The 19,182-nt window shown below is 37.3% G+C and carries 14 protein-coding genes; 3 read left to right on the top strand and 11 right to left on the bottom strand.

Annotated elements, in window-relative coordinates; translation table 11 throughout:
• Nucleotides 1-312: 312 nt before the first annotated feature.
• From lysS to K319_RS0118640, 6 genes are all read right to left on the bottom strand, one after another.
• Nucleotides 313-2,013: a lysine--tRNA ligase gene (gene lysS, locus K319_RS0118615; RefSeq protein WP_027384983.1), complete on the bottom strand. Its 1,701-nt coding sequence runs from the start codon at nt 2,011-2,013 to the stop codon at nt 313-315.
• A 220-nt stretch (nt 2,014-2,233) separates the two neighbouring features.
• Nucleotides 2,234-3,652: a T9SS type A sorting domain-containing protein gene (locus K319_RS0118620; protein ID WP_027384984.1), complete on the bottom strand. Its 1,419-nt coding sequence runs from the start codon at nt 3,650-3,652 to the stop codon at nt 2,234-2,236.
• A gap of 139 nt (nt 3,653-3,791) precedes the next feature.
• Entirely contained in the window at nt 3,792-4,718 is a 927-nt protein-coding gene (rlmF, locus tag K319_RS0118625) for a 23S rRNA (adenine(1618)-N(6))-methyltransferase RlmF (protein WP_027384985.1), read from the bottom strand.
• Nucleotides 4,719-6,857 carry a glucoamylase family protein gene (locus tag K319_RS0118630; RefSeq protein WP_027384986.1) on the bottom strand — a complete coding sequence of 713 codons (2,139 nt, stop codon included), beginning with the start codon at nt 6,855-6,857 and terminating at the stop codon, nt 4,719-4,721.
• Nucleotides 6,858-6,960: 103 nt separating this feature from the next.
• A complete protein-coding gene (locus K319_RS0118635; RefSeq protein ID WP_027384987.1) occupies nt 6,961-7,341 on the bottom strand; it encodes a c-type cytochrome in 381 nt (126 codons plus the stop codon).
• Between the two features lie 168 nt (nt 7,342-7,509).
• Nucleotides 7,510-8,145: a hypothetical protein gene (locus K319_RS0118640; protein ID WP_027384988.1), complete on the bottom strand. Its 636-nt coding sequence runs from the start codon at nt 8,143-8,145 to the stop codon at nt 7,510-7,512.
• A 265-nt stretch (nt 8,146-8,410) separates the two neighbouring features.
• Between K319_RS0118640 and dusB the strand changes: the two genes are divergently transcribed.
• From dusB to K319_RS0118655, 3 genes are all read left to right on the top strand, one after another.
• Complete coding sequence (gene dusB / locus K319_RS0118645; RefSeq protein WP_027384989.1) at nt 8,411-9,400, top strand: tRNA dihydrouridine synthase DusB; 990 nt, start codon at nt 8,411-8,413, stop codon at nt 9,398-9,400.
• 140 nt (nt 9,401-9,540) lie between these two features.
• Nucleotides 9,541-11,169: a M1 family metallopeptidase gene (locus tag K319_RS0118650; RefSeq protein ID WP_027384990.1), complete on the top strand. Its 1,629-nt coding sequence runs from the start codon at nt 9,541-9,543 to the stop codon at nt 11,167-11,169.
• A gap of 83 nt (nt 11,170-11,252) precedes the next feature.
• Nucleotides 11,253-12,761, top strand: coding sequence for an FMN-binding glutamate synthase family protein (locus K319_RS0118655; protein WP_027384991.1), 1,509 nt, complete (start codon nt 11,253-11,255; stop codon nt 12,759-12,761).
• A gap of 85 nt (nt 12,762-12,846) precedes the next feature.
• Here K319_RS0118655 and guaA read toward each other — a convergent pair whose 3' ends face one another.
• The 5 genes from guaA to ilvA all read right to left on the bottom strand — a co-directional run bounded on the left by guaA (nt 12,847) and on the right by ilvA (nt 18,997).
• Nucleotides 12,847-14,376, bottom strand: a complete 1,530-nt coding sequence (gene guaA / locus K319_RS0118660; protein ID WP_027384992.1) for a glutamine-hydrolyzing GMP synthase — start codon at nt 14,374-14,376, stop codon at nt 12,847-12,849.
• Nucleotides 14,377-14,394: 18 nt separating this feature from the next.
• On the bottom strand, nt 14,395-15,159 hold the full coding sequence (locus K319_RS0118665; protein ID WP_027384993.1) for a methyltransferase domain-containing protein: 765 nt from the start codon (nt 15,157-15,159) through the stop codon (nt 14,395-14,397).
• 356 nt (nt 15,160-15,515) lie between these two features.
• Nucleotides 15,516-16,754: a phosphoribosylamine--glycine ligase gene (gene purD, locus K319_RS0118670; protein ID WP_027384994.1), complete on the bottom strand. Its 1,239-nt coding sequence runs from the start codon at nt 16,752-16,754 to the stop codon at nt 15,516-15,518.
• Nucleotides 16,755-16,859: 105 nt separating this feature from the next.
• Nucleotides 16,860-17,576 carry a pirin family protein gene (locus K319_RS0118675; RefSeq protein WP_027384995.1) on the bottom strand — a complete coding sequence of 239 codons (717 nt, stop codon included), beginning with the start codon at nt 17,574-17,576 and terminating at the stop codon, nt 16,860-16,862.
• 152 nt (nt 17,577-17,728) lie between these two features.
• The gene (gene ilvA / locus K319_RS0118680) at nt 17,729-18,997 is read right to left on the bottom strand and encodes a threonine ammonia-lyase IlvA (RefSeq protein ID WP_051230798.1); all 1,269 of its coding nucleotides are present in this window, start codon (nt 18,995-18,997) and stop codon (nt 17,729-17,731) included.
• Nucleotides 18,998-19,182: the final 185 nt, after the last annotated feature.

Consider the following 19,182-nt stretch of genomic DNA (forward strand, 5'->3'; position numbering starts at 1 on the left):
CACTTAAGTTCGAAAAAGATTGAAATAGAATCTAATTTTTCCAAAAAATTTGATATTTATTCAAAATCACCTAATAAAACAAAAACACCCCTAAAAAATTTAGGGGTGTAATATCTTAAAATATAATTTTAAACCAAACTATACTACATTTTATATAATTATTAATTTAAATTAATTTTTAACTATTTGAATTTCAAGCCTTATAAATAAAATTCAATTTTGATAATTCAATAGCAATAATTAAAATTACTTAAAAAATCAATAAATTAAATTTTATTTTAAATAATTTTCAACAACTATTTAAATAAAATATTAAACTAATTTCATTAATAAAACCTCATCAATTTTCTCAACTTTCACCAAATTATTTTTAGTTAAAGTTTTAGATGCTTTGTCCCATTTTTTACCAGAAAGTTGGGAGCGGGTTTTTACTTCATTCAATTCCAACGCATCTTCCTGAGAATTAAGAATTTCAAGGATTACTTTTTCATCTTCTCCTAATTCAACTGCCGGATTTTTCTTTTCTGGTCTCATTTGCGGAAAGAATAGAACTTCCTGAATTGATGGATTATTGGTCAAGAACATGATCAGCCTGTCCATTCCTACACCTAGACCAGAAGTTGGCGGCATCCCATATTCCAAAGCTCTTAAGAAATCTTCATCGATGAATCCCGTAGCTTCATCATCACCTTTTTCAGATAATAACAATTGGTGTTCAAAACGTTGTCTTTGGTCAATCGGGTCATTTAACTCAGAATAGGCATTCGCGATTTCTTTTCCACAAACCATTAATTCGAAACGCTCTGTCAAACCTTCCTGGCTTCTGTGTTTTTTGGTCAAAGGCGACATCTCCACAGGATAATCGGTGATAAAAGTCGGCTGGATGAAGTTTCCTTCACACTTTTCTCCGAAAATCTCATCAATCAATTTTCCTTTACCCATCGTTTCATCTACCTCAATTCCAATAGATTTTGCGAAATCGAATAGCTCCTGCTCAGACTTTCCGGTAATGTCAAAACCTGTGTATTTCAAAATCGCCTCTGTCATAGACACTCTTGGATAAGGTGCTTTCCAGCTGATTTTGTGTTCGCCGAAAGTTGATTCCGCAGAACCGTTCACGGAAGTTGCACAGAATTCCAGCAATTTCTCCGTAAAATCCATCATCCAGTTGTAATCCTTATACGCGACATAGATTTCCATTGCCGTGAATTCCGGGTTGTGCGTTCTGTCCATCCCTTCATTTCTGAAGTTTTTCGAGAATTCATAAACTCCGTCAAATCCACCAACAATCAATCTTTTCAGATATAATTCGTTAGCAATTCTAAGATATAAAGGAATATCCAAAGCATTGTGATGCGTGATAAATGGTCTCGCAGCCGCTCCACCAGGAATGGATTGCAAGATTGGAGTTTCAACTTCAAAATATCCGGCATCATTGAAGAACGTTCTCATTGCATTGAACAATTTTGTTCTTTTCACGAAGATTTCCTTAACGTGAGGATTCACAACCAAATCCGCATAACGCTGTCTGTAACGCAATTCCGCATCTGTGAAACCATCAAAAACGTTTCCTTCAGCATCTACTTTTGGAAGCGGAAGCGGACGAAGAGATTTGGTCAACAATGTGAAATTCTTCACCATCACCGTCATCTCTCCAACCTGGGTTTTGAACAACTCACCTTCGATTCCGATGATGTCACCGATATCTAAAAGATGCTTGTAAACCTCATTATATAAAGTTTTGTCTTCACCAGTACAAATCTCGTCACGGTTAAAATAAACCTGAATCCTTCCTTCGGAATCCTGCAATTCTGCAAAACTTGCCTTCCCCTGAATTCTTCTGGACATCAAACGTCCGGCAATCACCACCTTCTTCCCTTCTTCGAAATCCTGTTTTATAGATTTTGTGGAATCTGTGATTTTGTATTCAGCGGCCGGGAATGCATCGATTCCCAAATCGGTCAATTTCTGTAGTTTTTCGCGACGGATAATTTCCTGTTCTGATAATGACATTTTAATTCAATTTTTTTCGACTTGCAAAAATAGTGATTTTTAAATGGCTATGGAAGTTAAATTTTAGTGAGTGATTTGAAGTCCGCGAAGTTCTTTTCTGACAATCCTGGATATGTTTCGCAAAAAGTCAAATTTAGATTAATGGGAAAAACTTTCAAACCTTGAAAGAACGAATTGAAAACAGCCTTCAAACCCAGACTATTAGTATAAAGTTTTACGGTTAATTTTTGATTAATTTTTTAGTTACAGTATTTCCATTTTCAAATTTGACCTTTGCAACATATACACCTTTTAATAATTCGGTAATGTTTTGATTATTTTCTTTAATCATTTTAATGAGTTTACCCTCTGCTGAATAAAGCTCAATGACAGAGATCTTTTCTTTTGCCTTATAAACGAAATTTGATCTCAACGGGTTCTCGAACAATATTGACTCTTTAGAATCTACTTCTGAAACTTCAAGATCTGGCGTAACATCAAATTTACCAACATATATATTATTGTTGGTTCCGCTGATTTCTCCTGCAACAATGATAGAAGAAGGCGATAATATATTGAAACTTTCAGCCCATTCTGATGATGCATTCGTGTCATAAATATAGATACCATCGTTATCAAACGAACTATCTAAGGTGCCATTAGAATTCAGCCTTCCCAATAAAAGATTTGCTGTTCCACCTTCGAGACTTAAGCCACTAAAATAAATTTGATTTGACAGCGTTTTTAGTCCCGAGATTATAGCATTTGCTAAAACGTAACTTCCATTGTTTGCAAAACCTGTCGCTAGAGAACCATTCGAAGAATATTTTTTAAACGTTACCGTAAAGGCATTATCATTCGATAAAGCATAAATGATATTTTGGGCATCGTCTGTTGAAACATAATCGTAAGAAGCTTCAATTTCACCCAAAGAACCGAAAGAACTTACAATTATACTACCATTTGTGCCAAACGCCATATCCAAATTGCCATTCGTATCCACAAGTGTTAATGATGTAGTCAGGGATTGATAATCAGTCGATTTAACAATTAGCTTCCCATTTGGCCCGGAATAAACTCCTCTTGATTGTGTAAGCCCGGAAATTGTTGATGAAGAGATAACCGATCCTGAATTGATATCAATCTTATCCAAAATCACTTGCGAAGAAACATTTTTAACAGCATACAAATAATTTCCAATCAGCACATCTTTGGTCTGGTATGATGTGGAAGCTAACGTTACCATACCATTTGTCCCGAATGAATTATCAACACTACCATCGTTATTAAATTTAATCAGTACTCCTTGTTCCGGATAAAAAATCAATATTTTGTTTCCATTCAAATATAAATTAGCAGAGTAAGCATTGGGATCCTGATAAGATGTAAAATATCCCGAGTTTGCAAATGTTGTGTCAAGAGTTCCATTTGCATTAAATCTTGCTATAAAAACCTCTTCGTTATTAGCACCGTTAATTCGCATTCCCGTAACAACAATTTTTCCATCAGTCTGGACAATGGAATTTATAACAGAATTACCATTGGTCTGATGGCTTAATACAGAAATACCGTTTGTCCCAAATGTATTGTCAGTGGTGACAGTTTGCGCATGAAGGCACAAGGCTACGATACAGCCCAAAGTTGTAATAATTTTTTTCATTATGTGTGTTTTTTTTAATCCTTATGCTTCCATTTATACGAAGCATAAAAACAATTTATTAATTTGCAAAATAAGTGAAATTATCACCATTTTACAAAATTATTTTAACATCATTACTTAAAAAAGTGAATTTAATCCTTTACCAAAACCAATATTTCTTATTTTCCTTTGGCACAAATGTCCAAGCCAAAATCCTGCTGACCTTCTGACCTTGCGCCATATCAATAATTTTGAATTCGGGTACTTTGAGATTTTTAAGAAGAGTTGTCAATTGATGCAGATTATCCTTTTTGGAAACCAAACTTGTGAACCAAAGAACGTTCGAGGAAAATTCTACACTTTCATTGATCATTTTTTTGATGAAAGCCATCTCGCCACCCTCACACCATAGTTCGGATTGCTGTCCGCTAAAATTGAGATTTGGTTTCTGAGTTTTCGATTTCCTGAGATTGTTATTTTTTCTTCGATTACCTTGTAAAGCTGACTCTTCTGAATCGTGAAAAGGTGGATTGCACATAGAGAATGTGAATTTGTCTTCGGGTGATAGAATATTTTTAAAAATTGAATCAGTTTCAGGTTGAAGTTTCAGTTTTATATTTTCTTTTAGATCAGGATTGCTTTCTAAAATCTTTTGAGCGTTTTCCAAAGAATCCTTATTAATATCAGTTCCCAACATTTTCCAACCATAACAGCCATTTGCAATCAAAGGATAAACAAGATTGGCTCCCGTTCCAATATCCAAACCCTTAACTGAATTTCCTGTTGGGATTTCTCCATTTTCTTCCGCCAATAAGTCCGCTAAATAATGTACATAATCTGCCCTGCCAGGAATCGGTGGACAGAGATTGCCTTCCGGAACATCCCATTCTTTGACATTATAATATTTCAGAAGCAAAGCTTTATTAAGTGACCTAACCGCTTTCGGAATACTGAAATTAATCGTTGATGTGTCGTGATCATTTTTAAAAACGTAATGCTTCAACTCTGGAACAACAGAAATTAATTCTTCAAAATCATAAGAGTTACGATGAAGATTTCTTGGGTGTAAGCTGGATTTTTCGGTCATTTATTTTTCTTTCTCTAATTTTTGAATTCCGGCTTTCACATCGGGATGGTTCATAAAAAGATTCCAGACCAACCCTGTTCTATGATTTTCCATCATAACGGTCATCGGTGCCTGATTGAGTCCCATAAAAATCGGTGAGCACCAATTGTTGTTCAAATCGAATGAATCTCGGAAGCCATATTCTCCCCAAAGAAAATCACCATAATTAAGGTAGAAATTTTTCAGAACAGCCATTGATTCGACTGGTGTATAAGGAAAAGACGCAATCGCACCGGTTGGCGTTAATTTACCTGTATCTTCTCTTTCCACAGGCTCATCAGGATTGTAACCATTCGGCCCGTCAGAAGCCGTTAGACCCCAACCCTCTTTGCCGTAACCTTTTTGTTTCTTCGGATTTTCGACGCAATATAGATAATTGATTTTGGCAATGTTCTGATTGTTTTTAAAATAATTGGTGTATCTGTCCGTCAAACCGTGCGGGTCGTAACCCATAAAGGAATAATGTGCAAAAAACAACGGACCACCTTTGTTGACGCCAACATCCAGCTTGATTCCGTAATAAGTATTTCCGTTTGTATAGAAAGCACCTTCATCTGATTTCCCCCAATCTTTACGATAATCCTGCGCAATCTTATCCTGGCTCGCCCAACCTGAATAATACATACTTGCCGGAACGGAATGCGTTGGCGAAGCAATCGCCATCAAGTAAGTGACCATCGTCTCGTTCCAGCCAATCAACCTGTGATTGATTGTCCATGTCTGGTCAGGCGACCAATGCCAGTAGAGAAATTTGCTGTCGGGAGTTTGCCTGAACCAATCCCACTCTATTGCTTTCCAGAATTTATCGATTTTTGTTCTGATATTTTTTTCTTCAGCATTGTCTTTATTGAAGTATTGATGAGCCGCCAACAATCCCTGGACGAAAAATGATGTTTCCACCAAATCTGCTCCGTTATCCCTTTTCCCAAAAAACGGTTCGGTTTTCCCGGTTTTTCCGTCAATGAAATGCGCCACTGCGCCGTGGTATTTATCTGCTTTTTCAATGAAATTGACGATCTTGGTAAATCTTTCGACAGATTCTTTTCTTGAGATAAAACCCCTTTCGGTTCCTGCAATCAAAGCCATAATCCCGAAACCTGAAGCTCCGGTTGCAATCATATCCTGTCTTCCGTTGGTATTTTCTTTTGACAAACCACTTTCCGGTTCCGCACCATCCCAGTAATAATTGAATGAGGCTTCCTGAACCATTGTCATCAACTCTTCATCCGACATATTTCTGGTTTCAGAAGAAACGATTTCTGATAATTTAGATTCATTGAAAAGCTTATCCAGGAAACTGATTTTATAAGAATATTTCTTTCCTGTTTCATTAGTAAAATCTGCAAATCTATCGATATAAGCATCCTGAATTCCGACCGGTTTGAAATCTTTTCCATTGTCGGAGCGGTAGATTTTCACATACCTGATATTATTATCTGTGATTGGATTCCATTTCAAATCCACGTGTTTCATATAACCTTTGGCAAAAGAGATCTTCGGAGTTTCTACAATCGTTTTCTTTTCTTTTGAATCAATGAAAACTATATCATCTAACCAGATTTTGTTACTGGAATCAGAATTTTCCTGTTGAGAAAATACAATGGCTTTGACTGATTTCGGATCATCTTTCACAGAAGCATCCAAAGTTGAAATATCAATCAGAATATTTTCCCATTGATTCTTTTTTGTCAGCTTAAGTGTTACTGATTTTGAAAAACTTCCATCCGTTTTCTGAAGTTTTAAAGTTGGCAAAATATCAGAATCATTTTTCTCAGATTTGATCCAAAAGCTTAGAAAATTAGATTTGGTGAAGAAATCCTTTCCTCTTACATCTTCATATTCTATGGAAGCGTCCCATTTTCCATCTTTAGCGTTCTTATAATCCAATAAAAGAGAATTTCCGGGAGAATGGAATTCATTTCTATCAACCAATAATTTATTGTTCTGATTTTTGACAGAAGAGCTTCCGGAAGACTTTACATTTCCATAAAAGAAGTTATCTTTCATCAAACTGTTCGTGAAAAAAGTATAATCATATTGATATTCCTGCGCACATAACGATGCAGAAAAAAATAAGGCAGAATATAAGACGGACTTCATTAGATTTTGTTTTTGAAAAGATAATCAAATTCTCCGAAAGAGACATAAAAACAAAAAGACAGTGAAAAAACTGCCTTTAATTCTTATGATCAGAGTAATAATTCTATTTTGATGACAAAATATACTGCGCCATAAATTTCGCATTTTCTTTACTGAACCCATGAGCCGGCATCGGAACATCTCCCCAAACTCCCGAACTTCCTTTGATGATTTTATCTGCCAGTATTTCTACATTTTCCGGTGTGTTCTCATATTTCTCCGCCACTTCTTTGTAAGACGGCCCAATCATTCGCTCATCCAATTTGTGACAACCTAAACAGTCGGAACCTTCAATTAAAGATTGACCTTCTGCAATCGGATCGTTTACAACTTTTGGTGCTGGTTCCGGTTCAGAAACCAATACATCTTTATTACCAGAATTCTCATTTTTGGAACAGGAAAAAATTGTAGTCAAAAAAAACACCATTAAAATAACATTTCTCATTACTTATAATTTGAAACAAACATAAGAACAGATTCTTTACACTACAAATTTGTCAGAGAGAAAAAGCAAAAAAAAACCACAACATATCATATGCTTATGATATCACAGCTAGGCAAAAATCCGTTCCCATAAAATGAAAACGGACTTCCTGATATTATAGCACAAAATTTAGAATAGAAATTTAAACCCGAACGACAGTGGAGTCACTGCATTACTCATGCTTCCTGCTAATGTAGAGTTATACTCGGAACCAACAGATGCTACATGTGCCAATGACAAATCAGTAATTGTCGTTTTTTCACCCACAGAAGGCTTGATCGTAGTTTGTGAAAAATTAACCAGATTATAAGAAAACTCAACTGAAAAATGCTTTGTAACCAGATAGTCAAAACCACCTGCTAATGTAAGCCCGAACTGGTTGATCTTCGTATCAGACATTTTCTCTTTCCCTGTAATAATAGGAGCCGCAACTTGTCCGAAGAAAAACAAACCTCCTGCGACATTCCAGTATTTTCTGGCTAAAGGCTGGATAACCAACAACTGGGAATTGGCAAGCGTTTTAGAGGCATCTTCTGCCTTGATTCCGATATTTCCCGCCGCTATTCCAACCGCGGTAGTTGGCGCAACAAAATACCCCACTATTGGAAGGATAGTCGTGTTTGTAGATTTTACCTCACCTGTTTTTGTCTGTTGATAACCCAATTGTGATGTCACAAACCAGGTTCCTTCCAGTCCTTTTGATTCCTGCCCAAAAGCAAAAGTCATTGTAAATAAAGCCAAAGTAGTTAATAATAATTTTTTCATTTTTTGATTTTTTAATTAGTAAAAATTTAACACTACAAATATATAATTGATAAAAATAAAACCAAATATGAATTATTTCATATGAAAATATCAATAATAAATTATTAAATTAATAAAATTATACATTCAATCTCTTAAACTTTTTCATACGATAGACAAAAGCAATAATGTAGGTGGAATTTCGACCTTTTTATGATGATTATCAGTTCATTTCAGTCTTTGATGACTTATATTGTTAAATGCTCAAAATACCTATCTTTGCAGAATGGTAAAAATTGGCAACATAGAACTTCCAGATTTTCCACTTTTGCTGGCACCGATGGAAGATGTAAGCGACCCACCGTTCAGGAAATTGTGCAAAATGCACGGCGCGGATTTGATGTACTCGGAGTTTATTTCTTCGGAAGGATTGATTCGTGACGCAATCAAAAGCCGGAAAAAACTTGATATTTTCGATTACGAAAGACCTGTCGGAATCCAGATCTTTGGAGGTGATGAAGAAGCGATGGCAATGTCAGCAAGAATAGTGGAGACTGTAGAGCCGGATCTGGTGGATATCAATTTTGGTTGTCCTGTGAAAAAAGTAGTTTGCAAAGGGGCAGGCGCTGGTGTTTTGAAGGATATCGATCTGATGGTCAGATTAACGAAAGCCGTTGTGAATTCTACACATTTGCCTGTTACTGTAAAAACCAGGTTAGGCTGGGATAATGATTCGATTAACATTGATGAAGTTGCTGAGAGATTACAGGATGTTGGAATCAAAGCCTTAACCATCCACGCCAGAACACGTGCTCAAATGTACAAAGGCGAAGCTGATTGGGAACATATTTCCAGAATCAAAAACAATCCGAATATCGAAATCCCAATTTTTGGAAACGGCGACATCGATTCTCCGGAAAAAGCCTTGGAATATAAAAACAAATACAACTGCGACGGCATTATGATCGGTCGTGGGGCGATTGGCTATCCCTGGATCTTTAATGAAATCAAACATTTTTTCGAGACCGGAGAGATCTTACCCGAACCAACCATTGCAGAAAGGTTGGATGCCGTAAAAAATCACGCACTTTGGTCTGTGGAATGGAAAGGTGAACGCCCTGGAATTGTGGAAATGAGGCAGCATTACAGCAATTATTTCCGCGGCATTCCTCATTTCAAAGAATTTAAAACTAAGTTTCTTCAGGCTTTAACCCTTCCTGAGATTGATGAAATCATTGAGGAAACAAAACATTTTTATGCAGAAAATGTGAATTGACCAGATATCCTAATAAAATAAACAAACCCTTTCTGAGTAATGAACTTTGAAAGGGTTTTTGTCTTAATCAAAATACTTTTATTTAATTTTGTAACGTTTCATTTCATAAGTGAAACTAATTTCTAAAGAAAAAATTAAAAATGAAAAAATTATTACTTCTCTCAATATTGATTTCTGGAGTTTCACAAGCTCAGTTTTTCGAGGATGCAAAACCCTCAAAAACAGACACGCTGAAAGGTTCTAATACAGAATTCAGGAACTTTTGGGACGTCAAGAAATATGATATTGTTTTGGAACCGAACTTCGAAGCCAAAAGTATCAAAGGAAGTAATAAAATCAGTTTGACGATTGAGAAAGATATTTTGAATCCTGTTTTCCAAATCGACCTTCAAAGTCCAATGAAAGCTGATAAAATCACGGCCAGTTTTCCTATTGTTGATAAAAAAACAGAAGGCGATTTTATTTTTATCTCATCAAAAAAGAAATTCAAAAAAGGCGAAAAATATACGATTGATATTGAGTATTCCGGAAATCCATTGATTGCAAAACACGCTCCTTGGGATGGTGGATGGATTTTCACCAAAGATAAAAATGGCAATCCGTGGATGACGGCTGCGGACGAAGGAATCGGGGCAAGTATTTGGCTGCCTGTAAAAGATATCTGGAGTGACGAACCTGATAACGGAATCACCTTCAAGATCATCACACCGAAAGATCTTGTGGGCGTTGGAAACGGAAAGTTAATAAAAGAAGAAAACCTGGGCGATAAGAAGTCCTGGCTTTGGGAAGTGAAAAGTCCGATCAATGATTATTCCATTATCCCGTCAATCGGAAAATATGTTAATTTTAATGATACTTTTGATGGGGGAAAGGGAAAACTGTACCTCGATTATTGGGTTTTGGATTACAACCTCGACAAAGCTAAAAAACAATTTGAGCAAGTAAAGCCAATGATGAAAGCCTTTGAACATTGGTTTGGACCTTATCCTTTTTATGAGGATTCTTACAAATTGGTAGAATCTCCGCATCTTGGAATGGAACACCAGAGCAACGTTGCTTACGGAAACAAATATCAGAATGGTTATCTCGGCAGAGATCTTTCCGGAACTGGAATTGGCTTGAAATGGGATTACATCATCATCCACGAAACCGGACACGAATGGTTTGCGAACAACATCACAGCAAAAGACCAGGCCGATATGTGGATTCACGAAAGTTTTACAACATATTCTGAAACTTTATTTGTGGATTATCTTTTTGGAAAAGCCGATGGTAATAAATATCTCCAAGGACTTCGACAAAATATCCAAAATGACAAACCGATTATCGGAACTTACGGCATCCGAAATGAAGGTAGTGGCGATATGTACCCAAAAGGTGCGAATATGATTCACACCATTCGTCAGGTCATCAATAATGATGAGAAATTCCGTCAGATCCTAAGAGGGTTGAACAAAGATTTTTATCATCAAACGGTTACAACCCAACAAATAGAAAAGTATATTATTGACAAATCGGGAATTGATTTGCAATCAATTTTTGACCAATATCTGAGAACCATTAAAATCCCAACCTTGGAATATAAGCAAAATGGAAATCAGCTGACCTATAAATGGACAAATGTTGTTCCGAATTTGAAACTTCCAATCCGATTGGCCGATGGACAAGAATTGAAACCAACAGAACAGAATCAGACAACTACTTTGAAATCTGACAAACCGGTGGAATTTGATAAAAATTATTACATCAACGTAAAGCAGGTTAACTAAGATTTAACTAAATTTATTTCATTAAAACCATTTCAAATATCTTTGAAATGGTTTTATATTTAACATAATTTCAAAAACATATTATGAGAAACAAATTCATCCTTTGGGGAATCGTTGTATTAATCGTGACCTGGGCAACAGCGCTACTGATAAAGGCTCATTATTGGATTCCGATTTTGCTGACATTCCTCTATCTTTTGGGAATTTACAATACATATCAAACCAAACACGCCATTCTCAGAAACTTTCCCGTTCTAGGCTATTTCCGTTATATTTTTGAGGAGATTTCGCCCGAGATCCAGCAATATTTCATAGAAAGAGAAACGGACGGAAAACCATTTCCCAGGCATCAAAGATCGGCAGCTTACAGACGTTCCAAAAATCTGGGCGACACCGTTCCTTTCGGAACTCAACTGGAAATCAATCACAGAAAATATGAGGGCATCAAACACTCCATCTACGCAAAACATCCTAAAGAAGAACTCCCAAGGGTGATAATTGGTGGAGAAGCCTGCAAACAACCTTACAATGCTTCGCTTTTCAATATTTCTGCAATGAGTTTCGGAGCTTTGAGCGATCGTGCCCAGATGGCTTTGAACCGGGGTGCGAAAAAAGGAAATTTCTATCACAACACGGGCGAAGGCGGGATCTCGCCGCATCATCTGGAAGGTGGTGATCTTTGCTGGCAGATCGGAACCGGATATTTTGGTTGCAGAAATGAAGAAGGAAATTTCGATGCAGAATTATTTAAGAAATATGCAACCTTGGATAATGTGAAAATGATTGAAATTAAATTATCCCAAGGTGCAAAACCGGGTCACGGCGGTGTTTTACCAGCCGTGAAAAATACACCTGAAATTGCCGCAATCCGTCACGTAAAACCTGGCGTCACGATTCTTTCTCCGCCATCACACAGTGCTTTTTCTAATGCTGAAGGTTTATTGAAATTTGTACAACAGCTTAGAGATCTGTCCGGCGGAAAACCAATTGGTTTCAAACTTTGTATTGGCGACACCAAAGAGTTTGAAGATATCTGCGAACAAATGAATATCCTGAATATCTATCCTGATTTTATAACAGTAGATGGTGCAGAAGGTGGCACAGGCGCAGCACCACCAGAATTTTCAGATGGTGTAGGAATGCCTCTTGAACCTGCATTGATATTTGTGAACAAAACACTGATCAATTATGAAGTGAGGGATAAATTAAGGATTATTGCCAGCGGAAAAGTTCTGACATCGCTTGATATTTTAAGGGCTGTCGCAATGGGCGCTGATCTTTGTAACAATGCGAGAGGATTTATGTTCTCATTAGGTTGCATCCAAGCTTTGCGATGTAATACAAACACTTGCCCGACGGGCGTTGCAACACAGGACAAAATGTTGATCAAAGGTCTTGACACCAATGACAAAACGGAACGTGTCTTTCAATTCCATAAAAACACATTGCACACCTGCAACGAACTGATCGCTGCTGCAGGAAGAGAATCTTACGACCAAGTGGATGCGTCTATGTTTATGCGAGGCGATGAGTTTGAACATCTTTCCGACACTTATTTCCCGGATATTTTGGAGAATGTGAGGAAGCGATAATTTGTTTTAGCAATTTCCCAGTGAAAATTGATTTAAAATCAAAAACCAGCAATCAATTGCTGGTTTTTGATATTTATTAAAGAAATTATTCCCACTCAATTGTCGCAGGTGGTTTTGAACTGATGTCATAAGCTACTCTGTTGATGCCTCTAACCTCATTGATGATCCTGCCGGAAACGGTGTCCAGAAACTCGTAAGGCAATCTGCTCCATGTTGCGGTCATAAAATCGATCGTGTTGGCAGAACGGACTACGGCTGTATATTCATAAGTTCTTTCGTCTCCCATCACGCCTACAGATTTTACAGGAAGAAGAACCACAAATGCCTGAGACACTTTTTCATACAAATCATTCTTATACAACTCTTCGATAAAGATATCATCAGCTTCTTGCAAAATTCTTACTTTTTCGGCATCAACTTCTCCTAAAACCCGGATTCCCAAGCCAGGCCCTGGAAACGGATGCCTGTAAACCAATTCATGTGGAATACCCAATTCCTCTCCTACTTTTCTCACTTCATCTTTGAACAATTCTCTTAAAGGTTCCAGCAATTCAAACTCCATCTCTTCCGGAAGTCCACCTACGTTGTGGTGTGATTTGATAACCGCAGAAGGTCCTTTTACAGACTGAGATTCGATAACATCCGGATAAATTGTTCCCTGAGCAAGGAATTTTGCGCCTTCTATCTGATGAGATTCTTCATCGAAAACGTGAACGAACTCATTACCGATGATTTTGCGTTTTTGCTCCGGGTCGCCGATTCCGGCCAATTTGGATAGAAATCTTTCGGAAGCATCTATCATCTTGATATTCATATGGAAATGCTTTCCGTAATTTTCCATTACTTTTTTGCCTTCGTCCTTTCTCAAAAGTCCTGTATCTACAAAAATACAATTCAATTGGTCACCGATTGCTTTGTGGATCAAAACAGCAGCAACCGAAGAATCTACACCACCAGACAAGCCGAGAATCACTTTTTGGTCACCCACTTTTTCTTTGATTTCAGCAACGGTTTTCTCAATATAATTCGTCAGTTTCCAATTTTTATCTGATTTACAAATTCCGAAAACGAAATTCTCCAGCATTTTCCCACCTTCTTCGGAATGAGAAACTTCTGGGTGAAACTGTACACAATAAATCTTTTTCTCAGGATTTGAAATCGATGCGATAACGCCGGATTTTGCATTGAGTTCGAAACCTTGTGGTAATTCTGCAACCTCATCGAAATGGCTCATCCAAACAATAGAGTTTTGATAGACACCTTTCAGCAATTCGTTTTCTTTAACGATTTCCAAGTGTGCTTTTCCATATTCGCCTTTTTCACCTTTTGCCACTTTTCCGCCCAAAAGATGTGCAGTCAGTTGCATTCCGTAGCAGATTCCCAGAACCGGAATTCCCTGTTCGTAAAGTTCTTTTTCTACAAGATGCGCGTTTTCTGCATTCACAGAACTTGGACCTCCGGAAAGGATGATCCCTTTTGGCTTTTTAGCTATTATTTCTGATAATGGCGTGTTGAATGGTACTATTTCCGAATAGACCTCCATTTCACGGATCCTTCTTCCAATCAATTGGTTGTACTGTGAACCGAAGTCTAAAATGATAATTCCGTTTTGCATATAATATTGTAATATTTTTTAAAATTGTGCGTAAATAAATGTTCTTTTGAACGGGTAAAAAACCGGTGAACCAGTAAAGATCTGTCTCAATTCTTCTTTATAATCTTGTTTATATTGCTCTTTCAGATCGTCCGGAAGTTTTTCCAAGAATGGGATTATCGCTGTTCCTGAAGCCCAATCAAAAATAGCATCTGCATCTTTCATAATGTGCGGATAGACTTTCTCAAAGACGTTGATTTTCTTTCCATCATTGTCGGATAAGATTTTTGCATAATCTTCTATATTAAGAACTGAATATTCTCTTTTCCAGCCATTGAAATGTTTCTGATAAACCTCATGTTCTGCAACGACAGACAATAATTGATGAACGATGAAGTTATGATTCGATGGAACCTGAACTGCCAATTGTCCTTCGGGATTCAGTTTTGAAATCAGTTTAGGAAATAATTCCTGATGATTATTGCACCATTGCAAAGATGCGTTGGCGATTATCAAATCAAATGTTTCATCCAACTCTACCTGCTCTTCTATACTTCTTTGGAAAAACTGTAATCTTTTCATTGCGAATTGTTCTGCTTTCTGAAGCATCTCGGCGGAAGAATCGATTCCGACGATTTGGGAATTGGGGATGAAGTCCAAAAGTCCCGAAGTCAGTTCTCCCGTTCCGCAACCTAAATCGATAACGGACATATTGGATTCTATCTCAACCAATTTGAGCAAATCGAAATAAGGCGCTGAACGCTCCTGTTTGAACTGATCATATATCTCTGGATTCCAAGGCATCTTGATAGGTATAATTATTATTTATGAGTTAGACACTTCGACAATCCTTCGAGAACCCCAGGATGACAAAAGGTGACAAATCTAATACTAAACGATTATTTTTCAGCGATGTCAGGCTGAGGTTCTCGAAGCCTTTATATTAAATTTAAATTCCATATTCAATTTCCAAATCGCTAACTAGCCCCGATTGCAACGGCATCCTTTTTTGTTTTTTTTGATTCCTCACTTCATTTGGAATGATAGCTCGTCTAAAAAACAAAAAAGATATAGCACTTCGACTTCGCTCAGTATAAATTACAAGCGGGATCAAGCTCCTAAAAAAAAGAGACATTGGTCGCCCAACATCTCTCGTTATTTTAAAATTTCGCAATATCGTCTCGGAAAAATCCGTAGTCAAAGTCCACAATATTAGCGTCTTCGTAAACTTTTTTGCGAGCTTCCTCGAACGTGTCTCCAAGTGCTACCAAGTTCAGAACCCGACCACCTGTGGAAACCACTCGGCCGCCTCTGTAATCTGCTCCGGCGTAGAGCAATGTACTGTTCTTCACTTTTTCTGCGCCAGTTATCTCGAAGCCTGTCTCGTGATTCTGAGGATACCCTCCTGAACAAACCACCAAGCAAACCGCCTTTTTGTTTTTGAATCTCAATTCCAATTCTTTCCCGTGAAGACAATCCTCGATAACATCTACCAAATTGTTCTCCAACAATGGCAAAAGAACCTGCGTTTCCGGATCACCCAATCTCATATTGTACTCCAAAAGATAAGCACCTTTTTCAGTTACCATCAATCCGAAGAAAATAAATCCTTTGAAGCTAAGGCCTTCTGTTTTAAGGCCTTGAACGGTTGGATTCATAATATTCTGAACAAAATCCTGGAAATGTTCGTCTTTGAATTCCGGACTTGGTGCAGCAGAACCCATTCCGCCAGTATTTAAACCTTTATCTCCGTTCCCTACTTTTTTATAATCTTTTGCAGGGATGAAAGGGAAAATTTTATCTCCGTTGGAAACTGCAATGATCGAAGCTTCGAAACCTTGCAAAAACTCTTCTATAATGACCTGAATACCAGCATCACCGAAGATTCTTTTGATCATAAAGTCGTGAATCGTTCCTTCTGCTTCTTCCAGATCCTCTGCAATTACAACACCTTTTCCACCAGCCAGACCACTTGCTTTGATAACAACAGGGAATTTTTGATTTTGAAGGTATTCCTTAGCATCTGCATAAGAATCAAAGGTTACAGACTCAGCAGTTTTGATTCCGTAAGTTTTCATAAACTTCTTCGAAAATGCCTTACTTCCTTCCAATGACGCTGCTTTTTTTGCAGGACCAAAAACCTTAAGGTCAACTTTTTTGAACTCATCCACGATTCCTTCTACAAGTGGTGCTTCCGGACCAACAATAGTCAAATCCACCTTATTCTTGATGGCAAAATCCCTAAGTAGGATGATATCTGTCTCGTTGATGTTTTCTCCTAATTTTTCGGTAGTGGCGTTTCCCGGCGCGAAAAACATCTTTGTAATTCTGCCGTCCTCGCTAAGCTTGGTTGCTAAAGCCGAAGCACGACCACCATTTCCTACAATAAGTAATCTCATATTATGTTTTCAGTTTAACTTTTTAAAGTGCCAAATTTAAGTTTTTTTGAGGACAAATCTTGTACCTAGTCCGATGTATTTTTCTTAAAAATTTATTAAAAAGTATTATTCTGGCAACACCATTGGAACTTCCATCAATAAAATTTCGGAATTTTCTTCAGCTTCCAAAACGAAACTTTCCGTATCCCAAATCCCGAAACCGTCTCTGTCATTAAGGATTTGGTCGCCAATTTTCGCTTTCCCTTTGATGACAAAAACATAGACTCCGTTTCCTTCTTTTTTTATTTTATATTCTTTTGAAAAATCTTTATCAAATCTTGCCAAACTGAACCAAGCATCCTGATGAATCCAAACACCTGCGTCATCTGCTTTTGGAGAAAGAATCTGCTGGAAATCATTTTTCACTGAGTTTTCTTCGATGCTGATCTGGTCATATCTTGGCGTAACATCGGTTTTGTTTGGGATAATCCAGATCTGTAGAAATTTCACCGGTTGTTCGGTTGCATTTTCTTCGCTGTGCATAATTCCTGTACCAGCAGACATCACTTGGATATCACCTTTTTTGATAATCCCGGAATTACCCATATTATCACCGTGTCTCAATTCGCCTTCCAAAGGAATTGAAATGATTTCCATATCTCTATGCGGATGTCTCCCGAATCCCATTCCGCCTTCTACGAAATCATCATTCAAAACTCTAAGAACGCCGAAATGTGTTCTTTCCGGATTGTGATAATTGGCGAAATTAAAAGTATGATGACTTTTTAACCAACCGTGATTGGCGTAACCTCTGCTGTCGGATTTGTGATATACTGTTTTCATAAGTGATGATCTATAATTGATTTTTTAATTACACAAATTTCCCACTTTGAAAACTCTTACACATTGACGTAGGATAAGAACAAAAAACTCCGATGATTGTCGGAGTCAGAAATATATATTTTAAGGCACAAAGATTTTAACTTGGTCAAATTTTAAACAAGCATATTCAGCACATCAGGATTATCATTAAGATAAGATTCAAAATAACCAAGGTTTTGCATTCTCTGTTTCAAGCCATTAAAATCAGAAATACTGGAAAGTTCGATGCCAACGATTGCCAGCGCAGTTTCTCTTGAATTTTTCTTGGTATATTCAAAATGGGTGATGTCGTCATTTGAACCAAGGACATTCAGTACAAAATCTTTCAGAGAACCGGGACGCTGCGGAAATTTTACCATAAAATAATGTTTCAGACCATTGTAAAGCAAAGCGCGTTCTTTGATTTCCTCCATTCTGGTAATATCATTGTTGCTTCCGCTGACGATGCAGACCACATTTTTACCTTTAATCTGAGTGCGATATTCTTCTAAAGCTGAAATAGACAACGCTCCGGCAGGTTCCAAAACAATTGCATCTTTGTTATAGAGTTGAAGAATCGTATCACAAATCTTCCCTTCATCCACAGGAATGCAATCTGCAAGCGCATTTCTGCAAATCTCAAAAGTCAAATCCCCTACTCTTTTTACCGCTGCTCCATCTACAAAACCATCAACTTCCTGCAATTCTGTATTGAGATTATTATCGATGGAGGTTTTCATAGAAGGTGCTCCTTTTGGTTCAACTCCAATCAACTGCGTTTCTTTTGACAATTCTTTAAAAACAGTAGAAATTCCCGAAGCCAAACCACCACCGCCAATCGGAATGAAAACAAAATCTATATTTTCTTTTTGTTGTTCTAAAATTTCCAGTGCCAAAGTCGCCTGTCCTTCAATAATCTGAACATCATCAAAAGGATGAATAAAAGCTGCTCCCGAAGTTTGCGCAAATTCCAAGGCTGCATTTTTTGAAGCATCGAAAGTATCGCCGACCAATTTGATTTCGGCAAAGTTTCCGCCGAACATTTCGACTTGTTCCAGCTTTTGTTTCGGAGTTGTCACGGGCATAAAAATCGTTCCTTTGATTTGTAGCTGTTTACAGGAAAAAGCCACTCCCTGAGCGTGATTTCCGGCGCTTGCACAGACTATTCCGTCCGAAGTTTTGCCTTCATTGAAAAGGTTTTTGATTTTATTGTAAGCCCCGCGCAATTTATATGACCTCACAGGTTGCAGGTCTTCTCTTTTGAGAAAAATATTTGCGCTAAATTTTTCTGACAAGCGGGCATTGTATTGCAATGGTGTGTAATTCACCACATTTTCTATACTTTTTTGGGCTTCTTTTACCGCTTCCAAGGTTGGAAATATCATCGTTTCATTCATCTTCATTTATATTACAGGTGTTTGATTTTTTATAGGTTAACTATTTTTGTTTTTCATTCTTAAATGAAATGCCTTTGTATATCTTTAAAAAATTATCATTTAAAAGGAAACTTTGTTTAACCTTGCGATAAAATTAAACGCAAAGACAGACAAAGAATTGATTTTCTATTCTCCAAAAATTAAGATAAACA

The sequence above is a fragment of the Epilithonimonas caeni DSM 17710 genome, assembly GCF_000426465.1.
GTDB classification, from domain to species: domain Bacteria; phylum Bacteroidota; class Bacteroidia; order Flavobacteriales; family Weeksellaceae; genus Epilithonimonas; species Epilithonimonas caeni.